Source organism: Pseudomonas sp. SCA2728.1_7 (assembly GCF_018138145.1).
Lineage (GTDB): Bacteria > Pseudomonadota > Gammaproteobacteria > Pseudomonadales > Pseudomonadaceae > Aquipseudomonas > Aquipseudomonas koreensis_A.
On the sequence record NZ_CP073104.1, the window covers coordinates 1,052,487 to 1,072,077 of the forward strand.

Genomic DNA, 19,591 nt, shown 5'->3' on the forward strand with positions numbered 1-19,591 from the left:
GCCCTGCGTTGCGTGTCACAGACTTAGATCTTGCCGACCAGGTCCAGGGACGGTGCCAGAGTGGCTTCGCCTTCTTTCCACTTGGCTGGGCAAACTTCGCCTGGGTGAGCAGCGACGTACTGAGCAGCCTTGATCTTGCGCAGCAGCTCGGAAGCGTCACGGCCAACGCCGCCATCGTTCAGTTCAACGATTTTGATCTGGCCTTCAGGGTTGATCACGAAGGTGCCACGGTCAGCCAGGCCAACTTCTTCGATCAGCACGTCGAAGTTGCGGGAGATGGCGTGGGTCGGATCGCCGATCATGGTGTATTCGATTTTGCCGATGGCTGGCGAAGTGTTGTGCCAGGCAGCGTGGGCAAAGTGGGTGTCGGTAGAAACGCTGTAGATTTCTACGCCGAGTTTCTGGAAGGAAGCGTAGTTGTCAGCCAGGTCTTCCAGCTCGGTTGGGCAAACGAAGGTGAAGTCGGCTGGGTAGAAGAACACGACCGACCACTTGCCTTTCAGGTCAGCGTCCGAGACTTGAACGAAGTCGCCGTTTTTGAACGCGGTAGCTTTGAACGGTTTTACTTGGCTGTTGATGATAGGCATTGATGACTCTCCGTCAGGGGTTATGAAGTTGATGGGTGAATCCTACCCACTCACTCGACGGATGGCTCATTGGCAAACCTGATGCTGCTGATTTGTTTTCGCTATTAGCTGACTGTATTAATAGAAGAAAACGATCTCTACGACGTAGCCGGTTTATCCGTAATCCGAGCCATCCCCTGGAATGGGCTGGCTTCAACATAGCGCATCGCGGACTTCATATCCTTCCAGCCGACGTAGCTCATCAACGATTTCAGATCCCAGCCACTTTGGTGCGCCCAAGTTGCGAAACCTCGACGCAAGGAATGGCTGGTGTAGTTTTCGGCGGCAATGCCCGCGCGCTGCAACGCCTGGCGCAGCAGCGGAATGATGCTGTTGGCATGCAGCCCCTCCTCGTTCAGATTGCCCCAGCGGTCGATGCTGCGAAAAACCGGGCCACGCACCAGCGCCGCTTCGGTGATCCAGTCGATGTAGGCCTGCACCGGGCAGAGCTTGAGCAGCGCCGGCGCTTGATAAGTCTGCCCGAGGTTTTCTCGATCACCCTTGCTGCGCGGCAAATACAAGGTGATGCCTTTGCCGGCGTGCGCCTGCACGTGCTCGATCTGCAAGCGGCACAACTCGTCGCTGCGAAAGCCGCGCCAGAAGCCCAGCAGAATGAGTGCGCGATCACGGTAAGCCTTGAGGAGCAAGGGCCGATCCTGCTGCTCTCTCGCGGTTTGTACTTCATGTTCGAGCCAATCAATCACTCGCTGCAGATCCTGCAACTGCAACGGTTCTGCCTGTTTCTCCTGTGCCGGGTGCAACGCGCGAATCCCCTTGAAGACCTTACGCACCACCGGCGCCTTGGTCGGATCGGCAAAGCCCTGACTGTTGTGCCACTGCGCCAGCGCCGATAGCCGCAGCTTCAACGTATTGATCGACAACTCTTCGGCGTGCGCCACCAGATAACGCGCAACGCTATCAGCCGTCGCCGGCAGAAACCCGCCCCACTTCACTTCGAAATGCTCAATAGCCGCGCGATAGCTACGGCGGGTGTTGTCACGGGTGGCGGCTTGCAGATAGCGATCCAGATCGCTCATGGGCTGTTTTCTCGCTGGCGTACTGAGACAGGGATGCAGAAACGCATTTTGCCGTCTGACACTGGGTAATACCAGTATATCCCGTGTCTTTATTATCAAAGGTTTACCTTTATTTTCTGAATGGTACACTGCGTACTTTAGTGGCATGTACCACAGTACGTAACCGTAGGAGTTCACATGGCCCGTGGCGGCATTACCAAAGCCCTGGTGCAGATCGCGCGCACAGCAATCCTCGCCCGTGGCGAACACCCGAGCATCGATGCAGTACGCATTGAAATGGGCAACACCGGCTCGAAAACCACGATCCATCGCTATTTGAAAGAACTGGATGACGGCGCGCAGCCGGTTGAAGCCTCGGCAGAGCCCATTGATGACGAGCTGAGCGCCCTCGTCTCGCGCCTCGCCCAACGCCTCAAAGAACAGGCGCAAGAGCCTATCGAGCAGGCCCGCGAGCAGTTCGAGGAACAGCGCGAAGCACTGGAGTCGGAGCTGAAACAGACTCGCCAGGCGCTGGAAAAGCTCGAACACGATCACGACATTCAGGGCGCGGCACTGGCGCGTGAGTCCGAAGCGCTTGGCAACACACGGTCGATGCTGCAAACCGAACAGACCCGTAATGCCGGGCTGAATCAGGCACTGGCCGACTTTGAATTGCGCTTGCAGGACAAGGACGAGCAGATCCGCTCACTGGAAGAAAAACACCTGCACGCTCGCGATGCACTGGAGCACTATCGCAACGCCACCAAAGAGCAGCGCGAGCAGGAACAGAGCCGTCACGAAGCACAGGTGCAGCAGATTCAGGCCGAGTTGCGTCAGGCGCAGCAAAGTGCGCTGGTCCGCCAGGACGAGATCACGCAACTGCACCGCGACAACGAACGCCTGCTCACGGAAAACCGTGGCACGCAGCGTGAACTGAGCCTGATGCAGGACCAGCTCAAGCAGAGCAATCAGCGCCAGGATCAACTGCTCGAACAAGCGACCCGCGTCGACAGCGAACGCACCCTCCTCCAGGAACGCCTGCGAGTAGCGGCGCTGGAAAGCCAGACACTCAAACAGAGCGTCGAGGAGCAGACGCTGCTCAACCAGTCACTGGAGAAGGAATTGAACAAGGCTCAGGCAAGCCTGGAAGAAAGCCAGCGTCTGGCGGCTACCGTTGCGGCAGCGCCAGACTCGGCCAAACCGAAAGACGCTTAAGCGCCGACCGGCGTACGCATGGTGACAAACTCTTCGGCGGCCGTCGGGTGTACCCCGATCGTGTCGTCGAAGTCACGCTTGGTCGCGCCAGCCTTCAACGCAATCGCCAAACCCTGAACGATCTCGCCAGCGTCCGGGCCGACCATGTGACAGCCGAGGACTTTGTCGGTCTTGCCGTCGACCACCAGCTTCATCAGGGTCTTCTCCTGACACTCGGTCAAAGTCAGCTTCATCGGTCGGAAACGGCTTTCGAAGATCACTACATCGTGGCCAGCTTCGCGCGCTTCTTCTTCGGTCAAACCGACTGTGCCGATGTTTGGCAAGCTGAACACCGCCGTCGGGATCATCTTGTAATCCACCGGACGGTATTGCTCAGGCTTGAACAGACGCCGCGCCACGGCCATGCCCTCCGCCAACGCCACGGGCGTCAGTTGCACACGACCGATGACATCGCCCAGCGCCAGAATCGATGGCTCGCTGGTCTGATACTGCTCGTCGACTTTGATGAAGCCTTTGTCAGTGAGCTGCACATCGGTGTTTTCCAGGCCCAGATTGTCGAGCATCGGACGCCGGCCAGTGGCGTAGAAAATGCAATCTGCCTCCAGCTCACGACCATCCTTGAGGGTGGCTTTCAAACTGCCGTCAGCCTGCTTGTCGATACGCGCGATGTCGGCATTGAATTGCAGATCCAGACCACGCTTGGTCAGTTCTTCCTGCAAATGCTTGCGCACCGAACCATCGAAGCCGCGCAGGAACAGATCACCGCGATACAACAACGTCGTATTGGCGCCGAGGCCGTGGAAAATCCCGGCAAACTCGACCGCGATGTAACCGCCGCCAACCACCAGCACACGCTTTGGCAGCTCCTTGAGGAAGAACGCCTCATTCGAACCGATCGCGTGCTCGCGCCCCGGAATCTCCGGAATCTGCGGCCAACCACCGGTAGCAATCAGAATGTTTTTCGCGGTAAAGCGCTCGCCATTCACTTCGACTTCATGCGGACCAACGATTTTCGCGTGCGCCTCGTGCAAGGTCACGCCGCTGTTGACCAGCAGATTGCGATAAATGCCGTTGAGGCGATTGATCTCGCGATCCTTGTTGGCGATCAAGGTCGCCCAGTCGAAATTCGCCTCACCCAGGCTCCAGCCAAAACCGGACGCCTGCTCGAAGTCTTCGGCGAAATGCGCGCCGTACACCAGCAGCTTTTTCGGCACGCAGCCAACGTTGACACAGGTCCCGCCCAGATAACGGCTCTCCGCCACCGCCACTTTCGCACCAAAACCGGCCGCAAAACGCGCAGCGCGCACACCGCCGGAACCGGCACCAATCACATAAAGGTCAAAATCGTAGGCCATTTCTATCTCCTCGGCAGGGGATCAGCATACCTGCAGACACCCATTGGGCAAGCACTGCCAGTCATATGGGGGCGTAAAATGAAAAAACCCGCCGAAGCGGGTTTTTCTTGCAAACCAATCAAGCGCTCTTAGTAAGCCTTGCCAGTCTTGTAGAAGTTCTCGAAGCAGAAGTTCGTCGCTTCGATGTAGCCTTCAGCGCCACCGCAGTCGAAACGCTTGCCTTTGAACTTGTAGGCCATGACGCAGCCGTTCTGGGCTTGTTTCATCAGGGCGTCGGTGATCTGGATTTCGCCGCCCTTGCCTGGCTCGGTCTGTTCGATCAGGTCGAAGATGTCCGGAGTCAGGATGTAACGACCGATGATCGCCAGGTTCGACGGCGCATCTTCCGGTTTTGGCTTCTCGACCATGCTGTGCACGCGGTAGATGTCGTCGCGGATCATCTCGCCGGCGATCACGCCGTACTTGCTGGTTTCCTGCGGATCGACTTCCTGGATGGCGATGATCGAGCAGCGGAACTGCTTGTACAGTTTGACCATCTGGGTCAGCACGCCGTCGCCTTCGAGGTTGACGCACAGGTCGTCCGCCAGGACCACGGCGAATGGTTCGTCACCGATCAGCGGGCGACCGGTCAGGATCGCGTGGCCCAGACCTTTCATTTCGGTCTGACGGGTGTAGGAGAACGAGCACTCGTCGAGCAGTTTGCGGATGCCGACCAGGTATTTCTCTTTGTCGGTGCCTTTGATCTGGTTTTCCAACTCGTAGCTGATATCGAAGTGGTCTTCCAGAGCACGTTTGCCACGACCGGTGACGATGGAGATTTCCGTCAGGCCAGCGTCCAGAGCTTCTTCAACGCCGTACTGGATCAGTGGCTTGTTTACCACCGGCAGCATTTCTTTAGGCATGGCTTTAGTCGCTGGCAGGAAGCGAGTACCGTAACCGGCTGCTGGGAACAAGCATTTCTTGATCATATAAGTCCTTGAAAGGGCTGTGTGTACGAGTTTCGGCGCAGTCTAATCAGGCGGCGTGCACCTTACAATGCCCCGCACTGGCTAACCGATGCCAACATAGAGAAATATTCTCGCCGATAGTTCCATCGACATCCGGGCGCAGCCAGATCAGCGTAGCTCAAAGCTGCCGGTAAACTGAATCACCATACGCTCATCGCCCCCCAATGCGAGCATTTGCCGGTATCATGGCGCCTTTGAACCAGCGAACGAGACAGATAGATGGCCGCGGTAAAAATCATCAACGGGTATGTGATCGACAAGAAAGACGGCAAGTGGACCCTGACCACCACCAATGGCGAGCACATCGCCGGGCCTTTCGACAGCGAGCAAATGGCGACCGATGTTGCTTCCGTGTTCACCGACACTCCGGCATCGGCCAAGCGCCGTGGCAAAGATCAGGACTGATCTGCTGCGATATGCCTAGCCCTGCCTTTGAGCAGGGCTTTTTTGTGCCCACGTACAAACAAGTGGCCAAACGCTATAACCTTTTCACACCGGCGCTGTCAGAGCGTCTAGTCCCCCTCGCTGAAGACCATGAACATGACCCTGAAAAAATTCCTGCCGCTGATTGCGGTATTGGCACTGGCCGGCTGTGCCACCTCTCAACCCACGTACCTGAACAACGGCGAACAGGGGCTGTCGATCGATTGCTCCGGCGAAGCCAACTCCTGGGCGACCTGCTATGAAAAAGCCGATGCGTCCTGCGCGGGCACCGGTTATCGCATCGTTGGCACTGACGGCACGCCCCAGCCCAAAGAGAGCGACAAAACCTTGGGCGTCGATGTCGGCAATTACAAGAACCGCAGCGTTGTCGTGGTCTGCAAATAGACCTTACATATGAATTTCGGCGAATTTGATCCCAAGTCCACGCACCACTTCGATCAGATCGTCGAGGCGGTTGAAGGATTCGACTTCGTCGTTATCGTCGACCAGAAAGTAACTGCGGCCGGCGCTCTTCTTGAAAAACACGATCCACTCACCCGGATTCGCCGGGTTCTGGATGACATGGGTGGCAGAGATCAGGCCCTCTACGTGGCGCTCCCGTACTTGCTCTCGCTTCATCGCGACTCCAGAAATGAAAATGCCGTCACAGCATGACTGCGACGGCATCGGTGCTGATGACTGCCAGTCTATCAGCCGGAAATACACGCATTGGCGGCCTTTTGCACGTCACGCGGGCGAACCGGCACATTCGACATGCGCTCATGCAGCTTGATGCTGCTGCCGCCGGAGCGATCTTCGATATCAAACACCGCTGCCGCACCGGTAGAAAGTTTCCCCGGCACGATGACCCGAACCCCGTCCTTGTGCGGCTGCACTTGCAGCGCGCCGCGGCTGTCTGCCAGTTTCTCGGCCAGACACTGGGCATATTCATGGGGTTTCTTGCCGGAGATCACGCTCATGGTCGGCAGCGTTTCATTGATTTCGGAAACACTCGCACAACCAGCCACAGCCAGAACCAACGGCAGACACACCACACCCCACTTCATACAAAACCTCCGTTAAAGACCGTCCGACAGCACAAATGCCGTTTTTCTCCGGGGCCTTCTGCATTTAACCCGCATCCGATTGCGAATATCTGTTCAAAATTGTCAAACCAACGCCCGACGGCCAGATAATAACCCGTGCGGGCTGATAAACTGCGCGCAATTACAAGCTATCGTTTTGATTTTGTAGAAAAAGCCCTTCTGGAGGCGCCCATGAAATACATTCACCAGCGCGAACACCTCAACGAAGACGACATCGTCGTCATCCAATGCTCGCAAATGTGCAACATCCGTCTGATGAACGACGCCAACTTCCGCAGCTTCAAGAATGGCGGCCGTCACACCTATCACGGCGGCGCCTTCGACACCTTCCCGGCCCGTATCACCGCGCCGAGCACCGGTTTCTGGAACATCACCATCGACACCGTCAACCGTCGGCCGATCAGCGTCACGCGCAAGCCGACGCTGACCCACTCGATCAAGATCATCCGTCGTTCCAGCACCAAACTCAGCTGAGACACGCCGTCCAACCAGAAAGGAATGCATGACCGTGGCCCAAACGACCAAATACGTCATCAAGTACAAACTCAACGGTGAACGCCGCTTCGAGTTCGCGCAACTGGAAAACGGCACTGAAGAAGAAGCCAAGGCTGCTCTGGATGCGCTTCACGGCTCGTCTGAAGACGTGATCAGCGACATCGCCGTCAGCAAAGCGCTGTAAGTATCGACAGGAATTTGACCGCAAGCGGCGGAGTGTTCTGCCGCGAGGCCCTGCCTAGACTGACTTTCTTCGACCATGAGTCAAGGAGTCAGCATGTCGATGTCCCCTTCCCGGCTGGATTCACTCGACTGGGCAAGCCTTGAGCAGCAACTGGATCAGCACGGCTACGCGATCATCCGTTCGCTGCTGCTGGTCGAAACCTGTGATCAATTGAGTGCGCTGTATCCGCAGACCGAACCGTTTCGTTCGCAGGTCATCATGGCCCGCCACGGTTTCGGTCGCGGCGAGTACAAATATTTTCGTTACCCCCTGCCGACAGCGGTAGAACGCCTTCGCGGCGCGCTGTACCCGCGCCTGGTTACGTTGGCCAATCGCTGGTACGAACGCATGAACCTGACCGAGCGTTTTCCGCTGGATCACGCCGAATTTCTACAGCGCTGTCATGCCGCCGGTCAGACCCGCCCGACTCCTCTGCTATTGCAGTACGGCCCGCAGGACTACAACTGCCTGCATCAGGACCTGTACGGCGAATCGGTTTTTCCGTTGCAAGTGGCGATTCTTCTGTCAGAACCCGGGCAAGACTTTATCGGAGGAGAATTCGTGCTCACCGAACAACGCCCGCGCATGCAATCCCGACCTCACGTGCTGAACCTGACGAAAGGTGACGCAGTAATCTTTGCCGTCAACCAGCGCCCGGTCAAAGGCGTGCGCGGTGATTATCGGGTGACGATGCGTCATGGCGTCAGTCGCCTGCACAGTGGAAAAAGGCATACCCTAGGCATCATCTTTCACGACGCCACCTGACCACCATGCACCCGAACACTTTCGATCTGTTCGCCGATCATGAATCCGAGCAACGCCCCCGCACCGAACAGATTGGCGAGCAATCGTCGGTGCTGCATGGTTTCGCCCTGCCGCTGATCGAGCAGATTCTGCCGGCGCTGGATGCGATTCTAGCCGCCGCGCCCTTGCGCCACATGGTTACGCCGGGTGGTTTCAGCATGTCGGTAGGCACCAGCAGTTGCGGCGCTCTGGGCTGGATCACTGATCGCCACGGTTATCGTTACTCAAGCGTCGATCCGCTCAGTGATTTGCCATGGCCAGCGATGCCGGAAGTATTCTCGGCGCTGGCAAACTCGGCAGCGGCGCAAGCCGGATTTGCTGACTTCAACGCTGATTCCTGCTTGATCAACTGCTATGTCCCCGGCGCCAAGATGTCATTGCACCAGGACAAAGACGAAAAAGCCTACAGCGCGCCGATCGTTTCGCTGTCACTCGGGTTGCCGGCGATGTTCCTCTTTGGCAGCTTCAATCGCAGCGACAAGAGCCAGCGCATTGCCTTGCTGCATGGCGACATGGTGGTCTGGGGCGGCGTTGATCGCTTGCGTTATCACGGTGTGTTGCCGATCAAGCAGGGTCGGCATCCACGTCTGGGTGAACAGCGGATCAATCTGACCTTTCGCGTCGCCGGATAACCTGCAAAAGTTTGACCGCAAGGCCCGGAGTGTTGTGCCTTGCGACGCTGGTTAACCTGAATCAAACAGGTCAACGGATAACCCCTCATGAAAACGCTTTCGACCACCTTCAACACCGAAAACGATCCACGCTGGGCCGCCGTGGTTGCGCGAGATCCACAGGCGGACGGGCAATTTGTCTACGCGGTGAAAACCACTGGCATCTACTGCCGCCCGAGCAGCCTCTCGCGCTTGCCGAAACCGCAGAACGTGGAGTTTTTCGATACCGCTGAGCAGGCCGAAGCTGCCGGCTATCGTCCGAGCAAACGAACCAGCAAGGATCAGAGTGATGTCGCCGCGCAGCATGCCGCGACCGTCGCCATTGCCTGCCGCCATATCGAATCCGCCGAGACGTTGCCGGCGCTCAACGAACTGGCAAAAACCGCCGGCCTGAGTCCGTTTCATTTCCATCGCGTATTCAAAGCCGCGACAGGGTTGACGCCCAAGGGCTACGCAACGGCCCATCGCTCGCGCAAAGTCCGTGAGCGCCTGGCAGACGGTGGTTCGGTGACGGATGCGCTGTACGACGCGGGCTTCAATTCCAACAGCCGTTTCTATGAATCAGCGGATCATTTGCTGGGCATGAAACCGGGCGACTATCGCGATGCCGGAAAGAACAACGACATCCGCTTCGCCGTTGGCCAATGCTCGCTCGGCGCGATTCTGGTGGCGCAAAGCGAGCGCGGGGTGTGCGCGATTCTGTTGGGTGACGATCCGCATCAACTGGTGTGCGATCTGCAGGATCAGTTTCGCCAAGCCAACCTGATCGGCGCCGATGCCGGGTTCGAGCAATTGATCGCCAAGGTTGTGGGATTTATTGAAGCCCCGGCGCTTGGTCTCGATCTGCCACTGGACGTTCGCGGCACGGCGTTTCAGGAGCGCGTGTGGCAGGCGCTGCGGGAAATTCCGGCGGGCCACACGGCCAGTTACGCCGAAATTGCCCAGCGCATCGGCGCACCGACGTCCATGCGCGCGGTGGCGCAGGCTTGCGGGGCCAACCGTCTGGCGGTGGCGATCCCGTGCCACCGCGTGGTGCGCAGCGATGGCAATCTTTCGGGCTACCGCTGGGGGGTTGAGCGCAAGCGTCAGTTGCTGGAACGCGAGACCCAGGCTTAACGATTGACGTCCACCACAACCCGTCCGCGAAGTTGCCCGGCGAGCAATTTTGGCGCTGCATCGATGGCCTCACTCAGGCCGATTTCATGGCTGATCAAGGCCAACAAGGAGAAATCCAGATCCCTGGCCAAACGATCCCACGCCTCCAGACGACGAGCCTTGGGCTGGGTCACGCTGTTGATGCCGGCCAGGGTCACGCCACGCAAAATGAACGGTGCCACCGAAGCCGGGAAATCCATGCCTTGCGCCAGACCACAAGCGGCGACGGTGCCTTCCGATCGAGTGCTCGCGCAGGCATTGGCCAAAGTATGACTACCGACCGAATCGATCACCGCTGCCCAGCGCTCCTTGGCCAGTGGCTTGCCGGGCGCTGACAAGGTCGCGCGGTCGATGATTTCACCGGCGCCCAACTGCTTCAGATACTCATGCTCGGAAACACGGCCGGTGGATGCGACGACGCGATAGCCGAGCTTGCTCAGCAAAGCGATGGCGAAACTGCCAACGCCACCATTGGCCCCCGTGACCAACACTTCACCCTGATCCGGCGTCACGCCATTACGCTCAAGCGCGAGAATGCACAGCATCGCCGTATACCCAGCCGTACCGATGGCCATGGCTTGCGCCGCGGTAAAGGCTTTGGGCAACGGAATCAGCCAATCGCCATTGAGTCGCGCCTTCTGCGCCAGACCGCCCCAGTGATTTTCGCCGACACCCCAGCCATTGAGCACCACCTGATCACCTACCTTATAGTCGGGATGCGAACTGGCTTCTACAGTGCCCGCCAGGTCGATCCCCGGCACCATCGGAAACTTGTGCACCACCGGACTGCTGCCGGTAATCGCCAGACCATCCTTGAAGTTCAGCGTGCTATACGCAACAGCGACGGTGACATCGCCTTTGGGCAATTGCTCTTCGTTGATCTGCTGCAGGTTGGCGCGATAACCGCTGTCGTCTTTGTCGATCACAATGGCGTTGAACATGACTGCCTCGCATGACTGTTTTCAGAATGTCGTGCCTTGGAATACCACATCGCAACACCCTGCCACATTCGACTTTGCGCCAATCGCCGAATCCACCGAGTATTTCCATGGCGGGCGACTATGCTTTTTTGACGGTCGTGGTTTCGCCGAAATTTTTAAAGAGTCCGCCATTGCCGCGACCACCGGCGTACCAGCAATTTTCATCACGCTTCTTAAGGCCGGAGAACGGCGGATTTCATCGACGCTGAAAAACTGCACGGGTTGTTCTGAATTTCGAACTGGCCCCGAATCCGGTTTTGCTGCTAAAAACCGGCTATGCCCCCTGCCCGCTACACCGTTCGGAGAACTTCCCTCATGAGCCAATGGCCAGACACGCGCATTCTCGACCTGCTCGGCATTCAACTGCCGATCATCCAGGGCCCGATGGCCGGTGCGACGAATTCGTCCATGGTCATCGCCGTCTGCAACGCCGGCGGCCTGGGTTCGATGCCGGCAGCCATGCTGAGCATCGAGCAATTGCGCGAAGAGCTGAAAACCATTCGCCAACACACCGACAAGCCATTCAACGTCAACTTCTTCTGCCACCAGCCACCGGCAGTCGATGAGCAACGTGCGCGTGACTGGAAGAGTTTGCTGGAACCGTATTACCGCGAACTGGGCGTGGATTTCGCTGCACCGACACCCGTGTCCAACCGGGCACCGTTCGATGCGGCAGCCTGCGAGGTGCTGGAAGAATTTCGACCTGAAGTCGTGAGTTTCCACTTCGGCCTGCCAGAGAAATCACTGCTGGATCGGGTCAAGGCAACCGGGGCGAAAATCCTCTCCTCGGCTACCACTGTCGATGAAGCGATCTGGCTGGAACAGCATGGCTGCGACGCGATTATTGCCATGGGCTACGAGGCCGGCGGCCATCGCGGCATGTTTCTCAGTGATGACCTGAGCAGTCAGGTCGGCACGTTCGCCTTGGTGCCTCAGATAGTCGATGCGGTTAAAGTGCCGGTGATTGCCGCCGGGGCTATTGCCGATGCACGCGGCGTGGCGGCGGCGCTTGTATTGGGCGCATCGGCGGTTCAGGTCGGCACGGCCTATCTGTTCACGCCGGAAGCCAAAGTCAGCGCCGCTCACCACAAAGCGTTGCGCACCGCCAAGGAAAGCGAAACCGCGGTCACCAATATTTTCACCGGGCGGCCGGCGCGGGGCATTCTCAACCGCGTCATGCGTGAGCTGGGACCGATGTCGCCGAAAGCACCGGCGTTTCCTTTGGCCGGTGGTGCGCTGATGCCGTTGCGAGCGATCAACGAGGCAGAGTTTGCCAACCTCTGGGCCGGTCAGGCATTCACCTTGGGCAAAGACATTGGTAGCGCTGAACTGACCCGGCAACTGGCTGAAGGTGCGCTGGCAAAACTTACTCGTCATTGAAGCTGCCCATTGTGAGAATTCAGGCATCCTCACACGGGTTTCAACCAACACTTCCTGTTTGGCGGCATTTCGCTATATATTCCGCTATATAGCGAATTCACCCCCTCGCATCGGCGCAGTCCACCTCCAACAATAACTGCCCCCTGCACCCGCCAACAACGGAGCTGTTACATGACCACTCGTGCCTCACGTTTTGCCCCTACCTGTCTGGCCTCATTGCTCGCCGTCTTCGCCATCGGCGCGGCTCAGGCCGATGAAGTACAGGTAGCTGTTGCAGCCAACTTCACCGCACCAATCCAGGCCATCGCCGCCGATTTCGAAAAAGACACCGGGCACAAACTGGTCGCAGCCTACGGTGCAACCGGCCAGTTCTACACTCAGATCAAAAACGGCGCGCCGTTTGAAGTGTTCCTCTCCGCTGACGACACCACCCCGGAAAAACTTGAAAAAGAAGGCGACACCGTCAAAGGTTCTCGCTTCACCTACGCCATCGGCACCCTGGCGTTGTGGTCGGCGAAAGAAGGTTATGTCGATGCCAAAGGCGAGGTGCTGAAAAACAACGAGTACCAGCACCTGTCCATCGCCAACCCGAAAGCGGCGCCTTACGGCCTGGCAGCCACGCAAGTGCTGGAAAAACTCAAACTGACCGAAGCCACCAAAGCCAAGATCGTTGAAGGCCAGAACATCACGCAGGCTTACCAATTCGTCTCCACCGGCAACGCCGAACTGGGCTTTGTCGCCCTGTCGCAGATCTACAAGGACGGCAAAGTCAGCAGCGGTTCGGCGTGGATCGTCCCTGCGAGCCTGCACGACCCGATCAAACAGGACGCGGTCATTCTGAACAAAGGCAAAGACAACGCCGCTGCCAAAGCCTTGGTTGAATACCTCAAAGGCCCGAAAGCCGCTGCGGTGATCAAGTCCTACGGTTACCAGCTCTAAAATGTCGCTGACGAGTGCCGATTTCGCGGCGATCTGGCTGACCCTGAAACTGGCGTCCCTGACCACCGTGATCCTGCTGGTTATCGGCACTCCGATTGCCCTGTGGTTGTCGCGCACCCGCTCGTGGCTGCGCGGCCCGATCGGGGCGATCGTCGCCCTGCCCCTCGTGTTGCCACCGACCGTGATCGGTTTCTATCTGTTATTGATGATGGGGCCGCACGGCTTTCTCGGCCAATTTACCCAATGGCTGGGCATGGGCACTTTGACCTTCAGCTTCACCGGCCTGGTGATCGGTTCGGTGATCTATTCCATGCCGTTCGTGGTGCAGCCGTTGCAGAACGCGTTCTCGGCGATCGGCACCCGCCCACTGGAAGTCGCCGCGACCTTGCGCGCCAATCCGTGGGACACTTTTTTCAGCGTGATTTTGCCGCTGGCGCGCCCCGGTTTTATCACGGCGGCGATCCTCGGCTTCGCGCATACCGTCGGTGAATTCGGCGTGGTGCTGATGATTGGCGGCAACATTCCCGACAAGACCCGCGTGGTTTCCGTGCAAATCTACGACCACGTCGAAGCGCTGGAATACGCACAGGCTCACTGGCTGGCCGGGGCGATGCTGGTGTTCTCGTTTCTGGTGTTGCTGGCGTTGTACTCCAGCCGCAAGACCCGCGCAGGCTGGAGCTGATCGATGATTGATGTACGTCTGAAACGGGCCTATACGGGCTTCAGCCTCGATGTCGACCTGAACTTGCCCGGCCGTGGCGTTACTGCGCTTTATGGGCACTCCGGCTCGGGTAAAACGACCTGCCTGCGCTGTATCGCCGGGCTTGAACGCGCTGAACATGGCTTCATCCAGATCAACGACGAAGTCTGGCAGGACAGCGACAACGGCATTTTCGTCCCGCCACACAAACGCGCGCTCGGTTATGTGTTTCAGGAAGCCAGCCTGTTTCCGCACCTGTCGGTGCTGGCCAATCTGCAGTTCGGCCTCAAGCGCATTGCCAAGTCACAGCGTCGGGTCGACATGGCCCAGGCCACCGAACTTCTGGGCATCGGCCATTTGCTCGAACGTCATCCGCAGCATTTGTCCGGTGGCGAACGCCAGCGCGTCGGCATCGCCCGCGCACTGCTGACCAGCCCGAAACTGCTGCTGATGGACGAACCCCTGGCGGCCCTCGACAGTCAGCGCAAAAGTGAAATCCTGCCATACCTGCAACGCCTGCATGACGAGTTGGATATTCCGCTGCTGTACGTCAGCCATGCGCAGGACGAAGTCGCGCGGCTGGCTGACCATCTGGTGTTACTCAGCGAAGGTAAAGCGCTGGCCAGCGGCCCGATCGGTGAAACCCTCGCGCGTCTCGATCTGCCAATGGCGATGGGCGATGACGCCGGTGTGATCATTGAAGGCCAGGTCAGCGCTTACGATGCGCAATATCAGTTGCTGAGCCTGCAATTACCAGCTACCGAGATGAGCATTCGCGTCACACATGCACCGATGAAGATCGGCCAGACACTGCGTTGCAAAGTACACGCCCGGGATATCAGCCTGACACTGCAGAACAGCGAGTTCAGCAGCATTCTCAATCGACTGCCGGTCACGGTGGTCAGCGAGCAGTCGGCAGACAACGCCGCCCACGTGCTGATTCGTCTCGATGCTGGCGGCACCCCGTTAGTCGCGCGCATCACCCGCTATTCCAGAGATCAATTGGCCGTGCACCCGGGCCAGTTATTGTGGGCGCAGATCAAAGCGGTCGCGGTCCTCGCCTAAATCATTCGGCACCACGGCAGCGGTGTGCGGTCAATGGTTTTACAGACCGTCGCGCCACCGAAGGAAACCGCCATGCCCGATACCGAGCTGATTGCCGAACTGCCATCCGACCTGCATTACGTCGATGACACCCAGCCCGGTATCACCCGCAAAAAACTGCGCGGCAAGTTCAGCTATTTCGAACCTTCAGGCCAACGCATCAACGATCCGGACGAAATCAAACGCATCAATGCCCTCGCGGTGCCGCCAGCCTATACCGACGTGTGGATCTGCCCCGACCCGCGCGGTCATCTGCAAGCCACCGGCCGTGATGCCCGTGGCCGCAAGCAATATCGTTATCACGCGCGCTGGCGCGAAGTGCGCGATGCCGACAAGTATTCGCGACTGCGCGAGTTCGGTCTGACCTTGCCGAAACTGCGCAAGCAACTGGAAGCGTTGTTGGCGGCGCCCGGCTTCAGTCGCGACAAGGTCATGGCCACGGTGATCACCCTGCTCGACGCCACGCTGATTCGGGTCGGCAACACACAATACGCCCGAGATAACCGCTCCTATGGCCTGACCACCCTGCGCAGCCGACATGTCGAGGTCAACGGCAGCGCGATCCTGTTTCAGTTCCGCGGCAAGAGCGGCATCGAACACCAGATCACCGTCAAGGATCGACGCCTGGCGCGCATTATCAAGCGTTGTCTGGAAATTCCCGGGCAGAACCTCTTCCAGTATCTGGATGAAAACGGCGAGCGACACACCGTCAGTTCTTCCGACGTCAACGCCTACCTGCAAACCCTGACCGGCGCCGATTTCACCGCCAAGGATTACCGCACCTGGGCCGGTAGCGCTTTGGCTCTGGCGGTGTTGCGCGAGTTGCAATGGGAGTCCGAAACCGAGGCCAAACGGCATGTGGTGGAGATGGTCAAAGGCGTCGCCAAGCAGTTGGGCAACACCCCGGCGGTCTGCCGAAAATGCTACATCCACCCCGCCGTAGTGGAAAAATTCATGCTCGGCGCCCTCGCTGAACTGCCACGTCCGCGCGTGCGCAAGGGCTTGCGTGCCGAGGAAGTGGCGTTGGCGATGTTTCTTGAGCGAATGAGCGAAATGACCGACGTGCCTTGATCCGCTGCACAGCGTCGTCTAGGCTAGCCACCTTCTCACCCTCCGGACGACTGCAGAAGTGAACAATCCAGCCTTCTAAAAATGTAATCGCGACACGCCGCTTCAGGCGCTTGTCAGTTTTCACGACATTTTTTCGAGGTGCCGATGACTCACGTCTCGCGTACACCCGCGCTCGTATCCCTGAATCAACTGGGTTTTCAGTTTGCCAACGGCGCAACACTGTTCGAAGCCCTGAACCTCAATTTTGATGGTCAACCGACCGCTATCGTCGGGCATAATGGTGTTGGCAAAAGTGTGCTCGCACGCTTGATCGCCGGGCATTTGCAGCCCACTTCCGGCAGCGTGGCACGCTCAGCTTCCGCGCATTACGTCGCGCAAACTTTCGTCACCACATCTGGGCAAACCGTAGCCGAGGCGACAGGAACGGCCACAGTTTTCAGCGCGCTGGAACGACTGAAACTCGGCTGTGCCATAACCGACGATTTCGACCTCATCGGCGAACGCTGGGATCTGGCGGAGCGCTTGCGGCAGATGCTTGATGAGGCCGGGCTAACCGATATCACCACTTCGGATCTCAGCGAAAATCTCAGCGGTGGTCAGCAGGCCAGAATTGCCTTGATCGGCGCACTGTTGAGTCAGGCGCAATTGCTGGTACTCGACGAGCCGAGCAACCACCTCGACAACGCCGGTCGGCAATGGCTGAGGAGCGCGCTGGAACGCTGGCGTGGCGGACTGATCATCGTCAGTCACGATCGCCAATTACTCGAGCAGATGCAGCGAATCGTCGAACTTTCACCTACGGGGGCAAGCGTTTTCAGCGGAAGATTTTCGGAGTTTGCCGAGCAGCGCCGAATACATCGACAGGCAGCACAGGCGCAACTCGATCAGGCTCGCACCGAGCGTCAGCGCGAACGCACACGGTTACAACGCGAGCACGACACCATCCAGCGCCACGCGGCGGGCAGCCGGCGCAATGCGCAAACCGCCAACGTCACGGGCTTCGAGCGGGCGGCGATGAAAGCGGCCGCGCGGGAAATCATGGGACACGTAAAGGTCGGCCATCAGGCACGCAAATCCGATCTGGATGAACGCGTCCGTGAGGCGTACGCAAACGTCCAGCCGGACGACGGCGTGCTGATCAATCTACCGGGCAGTGCGGTTCCGAGTTACCGCCGTGTGTGCACGCTGATCGACGCCTGTTTGCCTTGGTTGTCAGCGGATGCGCCCAGCTCTCGGCTTGACCTCGCCATTCAAGGGCCGATGCGCATCGCTGTCAGCGGCCCCAACGGTTGTGGTAAATCGACGCTGTTGAAACTGCTGGCCGGCGAGTGGGCGCCTGTGGGTGGCGAGTGCATCACGCATGTGCCTTTCGCCTTTCTCGATCAACAGTTGAAACTGCTGGATCCCGGTACATCGATTGTCGATCAATTGCTGGCACAGCAAACGCCCCTGAGCGAAGGCACGTTGCGCAGCTACCTCGCGCAACTGCAACTGGATGCGCAGCGTGTAACCCGGCCGTGCGCCTCACTCAGTGGCGGCGAACGCTTGAAGGCAGCCCTCGCGTTGGCGTTGTGGCGCCAGACGCCCGCGCAATTACTGCTGCTGGATGAACCGACCAATCATCTGGACCTGGCGTCGGTGGAAGCTTTCGAACAAGCCCTGCAGAACTTTCCCGGTGCGATTGTCGCGGTTTCCCACGATCAAGAGTTTCTTCATGCATTAAACCCGAGCCATCATTTGACCTGGCACCCTGAAGGCTGGCGATGGCAACCGACGAGCTGAGCTGTGTATTTTTTGCACGATTGCCGAGGGCTTCTATAGTTGATCTGACACGAATCAGCTGCGGTGACGCCATGGAAGACATTTTCGTCGTGAAGCGTTGCAACAAGATCATTATTTACGGTCGACGCGCCGGTGACAGCCAGCATGATCCCGCCAAAGCGCAGAGCTGGTTTCGCATCTGCGACACGCGTACTGACGGTTTCATCGGCGATGGCTACGACGCGGAAGAGGACGCACGACGTGAATGCAAACGCCTCAACGCAGCCAGTTCCCCATCACCGGCCCGCCAGTCTTCAATCTGATGCCGATCGGAAGCGGGTCTATACTGAAACCAGCTGAAGGAGCAGCACCCCACGGCATAAGGCTCGCAACACGCGGGCTTTTTGCTGCAGCTCAGGTTTCATAGAACGGAGGTGTTCCATGTCCGAAAAAGAGTCCATCACCACCCTCCTCACCCTGCTCGACGCTCGGCAAGCCCGCCTCGCGGCTGCCTGCAAAGAGATCGCCGACTGGGTCGACCACCAAGGCGGACACCCTACCGCCCTGCGCATCCGTGACCGGCTGAACGACATCGAGAAGGATGCTCCGCTGATTCGCAATACGCTGTCGGCGCTCAAGCCTGTCGATCGGCCACTGCCACGGTTCAGATGACAGCGACCTCGCCAAGGTCTCAGGAATTCGCCTCAGAAGCGGTGACACACAGGTCACCGCGCATTTGCCTGTCCGAGATGTTTATTTTCTTCCCGGGATTGCGCTTTTTCACATAACGATCACATCTACGCGTCTACAGTGAAATCACTCCTTTGCAAAACACCCCTCTCACCCGCCCGCATGCGGGTGTTTTTTTGCCTGCGCCCCATCGCCGAACGGCACAGTACGTGAGTTGTCAAAAGCAATACACGTCGCAAAGGAGACAGTTCATGGTTATCCATTTCAACGTTGACGGGCATCTGGCCTGTGGTCACAAAGGCAAACAACTGTCGGCAAGCCGAGAACTCAATCGTGTGAAATGCCGCAGCTGCCGCAATACCGATGCCTACAAGCAGGCACGAAAAGATCAGCGCAATGCCGCCCGCAGAATGGCCCGCCAGACCAAAGCCACGCACAGCGAAGCAAACTGGCGCGCAGAATGGATCGAACGGCTGACAGCAATGGCCGGACTTCAGCGCTTGCCTCGGGGCTTTAGCGGGCAGACGTTCGTTTAGCCCCTCATAAAAAAGGCACAAAAAAAGGCCTGCATGAGAATACTCATGCAGGCCTTTGATATTCATGGTGCCCGAAGCCGGAATCGAACCGGCACGCCCTTACGAGCGGGGGATTTTAAGTCCCATGCGTCTACCAGTTTCGCCATTCGGGCGGTAGCGCGGTGTTGCTTTCTGCGGCAAAGTCGCGATCCTGACAGGATCAACCTTGAACAGCAGTGCGGGAAATATATACATCACTTCCCGGTGAAGCAAGCTTGCAGTGGGCGTTTTTCAAATCTGAATCCTGCGAACACTGCAAATAAAAAGTGCTTTAAATCATGGTTCTACGGAGCTT

General features: G+C 58.3%; 25 protein-coding genes and 1 tRNA gene. 18 read left to right on the top strand and 8 right to left on the bottom strand.

The window, feature by feature from the left end; genetic code table 11:
* Window positions 1-23: 23 nt before the first annotated feature.
* Both ahpC and KBP52_RS04580 read right to left on the bottom strand, forming a co-directional pair.
* Window positions 24-587: an alkyl hydroperoxide reductase subunit C gene (gene ahpC, locus KBP52_RS04575; protein WP_212622194.1), complete on the bottom strand. Its 564-nt coding sequence runs from the start codon at window positions 585-587 to the stop codon at window positions 24-26.
* A 137-nt stretch (window positions 588-724) separates the two neighbouring features.
* Window positions 725-1,663 carry a site-specific integrase gene (locus KBP52_RS04580; protein ID WP_160058162.1) on the bottom strand — a complete coding sequence of 313 codons (939 nt, stop codon included), beginning with the start codon at window positions 1,661-1,663 and terminating at the stop codon, window positions 725-727.
* A 177-nt stretch (window positions 1,664-1,840) separates the two neighbouring features.
* On the opposite strand from KBP52_RS04580, the gene KBP52_RS04585 reads away from it, so the two are divergent.
* A complete protein-coding gene (locus tag KBP52_RS04585; protein WP_212622195.1) occupies window positions 1,841-2,857 on the top strand; it encodes a DNA-binding protein in 1,017 nt (338 codons plus the stop codon).
* On the opposite strand, the gene gorA is transcribed toward KBP52_RS04585, so the two are convergent.
* Window positions 2,854-4,212: a glutathione-disulfide reductase gene (gene gorA, locus KBP52_RS04590; RefSeq protein ID WP_008082669.1), complete on the bottom strand. Its 1,359-nt coding sequence runs from the start codon at window positions 4,210-4,212 to the stop codon at window positions 2,854-2,856. The two genes, KBP52_RS04585 and gorA, sit on opposite strands and share 4 nt — an antisense overlap.
* A 128-nt stretch (window positions 4,213-4,340) precedes the next feature.
* The gene (gene galU / locus KBP52_RS04595; protein WP_007912230.1) at window positions 4,341-5,180 is read right to left on the bottom strand and encodes a UTP--glucose-1-phosphate uridylyltransferase GalU; all 840 of its coding nucleotides are present in this window, start codon (window positions 5,178-5,180) and stop codon (window positions 4,341-4,343) included.
* Between the two features lie 258 nt (window positions 5,181-5,438).
* Between galU and KBP52_RS04600 the strand changes: the two genes are divergently transcribed.
* Complete coding sequence (locus KBP52_RS04600; protein ID WP_007912238.1) at window positions 5,439-5,624, top strand: hypothetical protein; 186 nt, start codon at window positions 5,439-5,441, stop codon at window positions 5,622-5,624.
* Between the two features lie 135 nt (window positions 5,625-5,759).
* Window positions 5,760-6,047 (top strand): hypothetical protein, encoded by a 288-nt coding sequence (locus KBP52_RS04605; protein ID WP_064117930.1) that lies wholly within the window; start codon window positions 5,760-5,762, stop codon window positions 6,045-6,047.
* 3 nt (window positions 6,048-6,050) lie between these two features.
* Here KBP52_RS04605 and KBP52_RS04610 read toward each other — a convergent pair whose 3' ends face one another.
* Together KBP52_RS04610 and KBP52_RS04615 are read right to left on the bottom strand one after the other, a co-directional pair.
* The gene (locus KBP52_RS04610) at window positions 6,051-6,281 is read right to left on the bottom strand and encodes a hypothetical protein (RefSeq protein WP_008082673.1); all 231 of its coding nucleotides are present in this window, start codon (window positions 6,279-6,281) and stop codon (window positions 6,051-6,053) included.
* A 71-nt stretch (window positions 6,282-6,352) separates the two neighbouring features.
* Window positions 6,353-6,709 (bottom strand): hypothetical protein, encoded by a 357-nt coding sequence (locus tag KBP52_RS04615; protein ID WP_077573101.1) that lies wholly within the window; start codon window positions 6,707-6,709, stop codon window positions 6,353-6,355.
* Window positions 6,710-6,919: 210 nt separating this feature from the next.
* Here KBP52_RS04615 and KBP52_RS04620 point away from each other — a divergent pair, with 210 nt between their 5' ends.
* The 5 genes from KBP52_RS04620 (at window position 6,920) to ada (ending at window position 10,057) form a co-directional block, all read left to right on the top strand.
* On the top strand, window positions 6,920-7,222 hold the full coding sequence (locus KBP52_RS04620; protein ID WP_212622196.1) for a DUF1883 domain-containing protein: 303 nt from the start codon (window positions 6,920-6,922) through the stop codon (window positions 7,220-7,222).
* Between the two features lie 28 nt (window positions 7,223-7,250).
* Window positions 7,251-7,427 (top strand): hypothetical protein, encoded by a 177-nt coding sequence (locus tag KBP52_RS04625; RefSeq protein WP_193559261.1) that lies wholly within the window; start codon window positions 7,251-7,253, stop codon window positions 7,425-7,427.
* Window positions 7,428-7,520: 93 nt separating this feature from the next.
* Window positions 7,521-8,231 carry a 2OG-Fe(II) oxygenase gene (locus tag KBP52_RS04630; protein WP_212622197.1) on the top strand — a complete coding sequence of 237 codons (711 nt, stop codon included), beginning with the start codon at window positions 7,521-7,523 and terminating at the stop codon, window positions 8,229-8,231.
* Between the two features lie 5 nt (window positions 8,232-8,236).
* Window positions 8,237-8,902: a DNA oxidative demethylase AlkB gene (alkB, locus tag KBP52_RS04635; RefSeq protein ID WP_212622198.1), complete on the top strand. Its 666-nt coding sequence runs from the start codon at window positions 8,237-8,239 to the stop codon at window positions 8,900-8,902.
* 87 nt (window positions 8,903-8,989) lie between these two features.
* Window positions 8,990-10,057 (top strand): bifunctional DNA-binding transcriptional regulator/O6-methylguanine-DNA methyltransferase Ada, encoded by a 1,068-nt coding sequence (gene ada / locus KBP52_RS04640; RefSeq protein ID WP_212622199.1) that lies wholly within the window; start codon window positions 8,990-8,992, stop codon window positions 10,055-10,057.
* On the opposite strand, the gene KBP52_RS04645 is transcribed toward ada, so the two are convergent.
* Window positions 10,054-11,037 carry an MDR family oxidoreductase gene (locus KBP52_RS04645; protein ID WP_212622200.1) on the bottom strand — a complete coding sequence of 328 codons (984 nt, stop codon included), beginning with the start codon at window positions 11,035-11,037 and terminating at the stop codon, window positions 10,054-10,056. The two genes, ada and KBP52_RS04645, sit on opposite strands and share 4 nt — an antisense overlap.
* Between KBP52_RS04645 and KBP52_RS04650 the strand changes: the two genes are divergently transcribed.
* The 10 genes from KBP52_RS04650 to KBP52_RS04695 all read left to right on the top strand — a co-directional run bounded on the left by KBP52_RS04650 (window position 11,036) and on the right by KBP52_RS04695 (window position 19,257).
* The gene (locus tag KBP52_RS04650) at window positions 11,036-11,395 is read left to right on the top strand and encodes a hypothetical protein (RefSeq protein ID WP_212622201.1); all 360 of its coding nucleotides are present in this window, start codon (window positions 11,036-11,038) and stop codon (window positions 11,393-11,395) included. The genes KBP52_RS04645 and KBP52_RS04650 overlap by 2 nt on opposite strands.
* Complete coding sequence (locus tag KBP52_RS04655; protein WP_212622202.1) at window positions 11,392-12,456, top strand: nitronate monooxygenase; 1,065 nt, start codon at window positions 11,392-11,394, stop codon at window positions 12,454-12,456. The genes KBP52_RS04650 and KBP52_RS04655 overlap by 4 nt, the downstream gene beginning before the upstream one ends.
* A 171-nt stretch (window positions 12,457-12,627) precedes the next feature.
* Window positions 12,628-13,395, top strand: a complete 768-nt coding sequence (modA, locus tag KBP52_RS04660; RefSeq protein WP_116028990.1) for a molybdate ABC transporter substrate-binding protein — start codon at window positions 12,628-12,630, stop codon at window positions 13,393-13,395.
* 1 nt (window position 13,396) lies between these two features.
* Window positions 13,397-14,077 carry a molybdate ABC transporter permease subunit gene (gene modB, locus KBP52_RS04665; RefSeq protein ID WP_212622203.1) on the top strand — a complete coding sequence of 227 codons (681 nt, stop codon included), beginning with the start codon at window positions 13,397-13,399 and terminating at the stop codon, window positions 14,075-14,077.
* Window positions 14,078-14,080: 3 nt separating this feature from the next.
* The gene (gene modC, locus KBP52_RS04670; RefSeq protein ID WP_116028992.1) at window positions 14,081-15,160 is read left to right on the top strand and encodes a molybdenum ABC transporter ATP-binding protein; all 1,080 of its coding nucleotides are present in this window, start codon (window positions 14,081-14,083) and stop codon (window positions 15,158-15,160) included.
* 72 nt (window positions 15,161-15,232) lie between these two features.
* Complete coding sequence (locus tag KBP52_RS04675) at window positions 15,233-16,270, top strand: DNA topoisomerase IB (RefSeq protein WP_212622204.1); 1,038 nt, start codon at window positions 15,233-15,235, stop codon at window positions 16,268-16,270.
* A gap of 144 nt (window positions 16,271-16,414) precedes the next feature.
* The gene (locus KBP52_RS04680) at window positions 16,415-18,052 is read left to right on the top strand and encodes an ATP-binding cassette domain-containing protein (protein WP_212622205.1); all 1,638 of its coding nucleotides are present in this window, start codon (window positions 16,415-16,417) and stop codon (window positions 18,050-18,052) included.
* 71 nt (window positions 18,053-18,123) lie between these two features.
* On the top strand, window positions 18,124-18,354 hold the full coding sequence (locus tag KBP52_RS04685; protein WP_212622206.1) for a hypothetical protein: 231 nt from the start codon (window positions 18,124-18,126) through the stop codon (window positions 18,352-18,354).
* Between the two features lie 118 nt (window positions 18,355-18,472).
* Entirely contained in the window at window positions 18,473-18,703 is a 231-nt protein-coding gene (locus KBP52_RS04690; protein WP_008082703.1) for a hypothetical protein, read from the top strand.
* A 269-nt stretch (window positions 18,704-18,972) separates the two neighbouring features.
* Window positions 18,973-19,257, top strand: coding sequence for a hypothetical protein (locus KBP52_RS04695; RefSeq protein WP_212622207.1), 285 nt, complete (start codon window positions 18,973-18,975; stop codon window positions 19,255-19,257).
* A 65-nt stretch (window positions 19,258-19,322) separates the two neighbouring features.
* On the opposite strand, the gene KBP52_RS04700 is transcribed toward KBP52_RS04695, so the two are convergent.
* A tRNA-Leu gene (locus KBP52_RS04700) sits at window positions 19,323-19,409 on the bottom strand.
* Between the last annotated feature and the right edge of the window lie 182 nt (window positions 19,410-19,591).

What these genes read in the sequence shown, in the direction of transcription:
- ahpC (WP_212622194.1), bottom strand. Translation starts at nt 587, where the DNA reads ATGCCTATCATCAACAGCCAAGTAAAACCGTTCAAAGCTACCGCGTTC.
- KBP52_RS04580 (WP_160058162.1), bottom strand. Translation starts at nt 1,663, where the DNA reads ATGAGCGATCTGGATCGCTATCTGCAAGCCGCCACCCGTGACAACACC.
- KBP52_RS04585 (WP_212622195.1), top strand. Translation starts at nt 1,841, where the DNA reads ATGGCCCGTGGCGGCATTACCAAAGCCCTGGTGCAGATCGCGCGCACA.
- gorA (WP_008082669.1), bottom strand. Translation starts at nt 4,212, where the DNA reads ATGGCCTACGATTTTGACCTTTATGTGATTGGTGCCGGTTCCGGCGGT.
- galU (WP_007912230.1), bottom strand. Translation starts at nt 5,180, where the DNA reads ATGATCAAGAAATGCTTGTTCCCAGCAGCCGGTTACGGTACTCGCTTC.
- KBP52_RS04600 (WP_007912238.1), top strand. Translation starts at nt 5,439, where the DNA reads ATGGCCGCGGTAAAAATCATCAACGGGTATGTGATCGACAAGAAAGAC.
- KBP52_RS04605 (WP_064117930.1), top strand. Translation starts at nt 5,760, where the DNA reads ATGACCCTGAAAAAATTCCTGCCGCTGATTGCGGTATTGGCACTGGCC.
- KBP52_RS04610 (WP_008082673.1), bottom strand. Translation starts at nt 6,281, where the DNA reads ATGAAGCGAGAGCAAGTACGGGAGCGCCACGTAGAGGGCCTGATCTCT.
- KBP52_RS04615 (WP_077573101.1), bottom strand. Translation starts at nt 6,709, where the DNA reads ATGAAGTGGGGTGTGGTGTGTCTGCCGTTGGTTCTGGCTGTGGCTGGT.
- KBP52_RS04620 (WP_212622196.1), top strand. Translation starts at nt 6,920, where the DNA reads ATGAAATACATTCACCAGCGCGAACACCTCAACGAAGACGACATCGTC.
- KBP52_RS04625 (WP_193559261.1), top strand. Translation starts at nt 7,251, where the DNA reads ATGACCGTGGCCCAAACGACCAAATACGTCATCAAGTACAAACTCAAC.
- KBP52_RS04630 (WP_212622197.1), top strand. Translation starts at nt 7,521, where the DNA reads ATGTCGATGTCCCCTTCCCGGCTGGATTCACTCGACTGGGCAAGCCTT.
- alkB (WP_212622198.1), top strand. Translation starts at nt 8,237, where the DNA reads ATGCACCCGAACACTTTCGATCTGTTCGCCGATCATGAATCCGAGCAA.
- ada (WP_212622199.1), top strand. Translation starts at nt 8,990, where the DNA reads ATGAAAACGCTTTCGACCACCTTCAACACCGAAAACGATCCACGCTGG.
- KBP52_RS04650 (WP_212622201.1), top strand. Translation starts at nt 11,036, where the DNA reads ATGACTGCCTCGCATGACTGTTTTCAGAATGTCGTGCCTTGGAATACC.
- KBP52_RS04645 (WP_212622200.1), bottom strand. Translation starts at nt 11,037, where the DNA reads ATGTTCAACGCCATTGTGATCGACAAAGACGACAGCGGTTATCGCGCC.
- KBP52_RS04655 (WP_212622202.1), top strand. Translation starts at nt 11,392, where the DNA reads ATGAGCCAATGGCCAGACACGCGCATTCTCGACCTGCTCGGCATTCAA.
- modA (WP_116028990.1), top strand. Translation starts at nt 12,628, where the DNA reads ATGACCACTCGTGCCTCACGTTTTGCCCCTACCTGTCTGGCCTCATTG.
- modB (WP_212622203.1), top strand. Translation starts at nt 13,397, where the DNA reads ATGTCGCTGACGAGTGCCGATTTCGCGGCGATCTGGCTGACCCTGAAA.
- modC (WP_116028992.1), top strand. Translation starts at nt 14,081, where the DNA reads ATGATTGATGTACGTCTGAAACGGGCCTATACGGGCTTCAGCCTCGAT.
- KBP52_RS04675 (WP_212622204.1), top strand. Translation starts at nt 15,233, where the DNA reads ATGCCCGATACCGAGCTGATTGCCGAACTGCCATCCGACCTGCATTAC.
- KBP52_RS04680 (WP_212622205.1), top strand. Translation starts at nt 16,415, where the DNA reads ATGACTCACGTCTCGCGTACACCCGCGCTCGTATCCCTGAATCAACTG.
- KBP52_RS04685 (WP_212622206.1), top strand. Translation starts at nt 18,124, where the DNA reads ATGGAAGACATTTTCGTCGTGAAGCGTTGCAACAAGATCATTATTTAC.
- KBP52_RS04690 (WP_008082703.1), top strand. Translation starts at nt 18,473, where the DNA reads ATGTCCGAAAAAGAGTCCATCACCACCCTCCTCACCCTGCTCGACGCT.
- KBP52_RS04695 (WP_212622207.1), top strand. Translation starts at nt 18,973, where the DNA reads ATGGTTATCCATTTCAACGTTGACGGGCATCTGGCCTGTGGTCACAAA.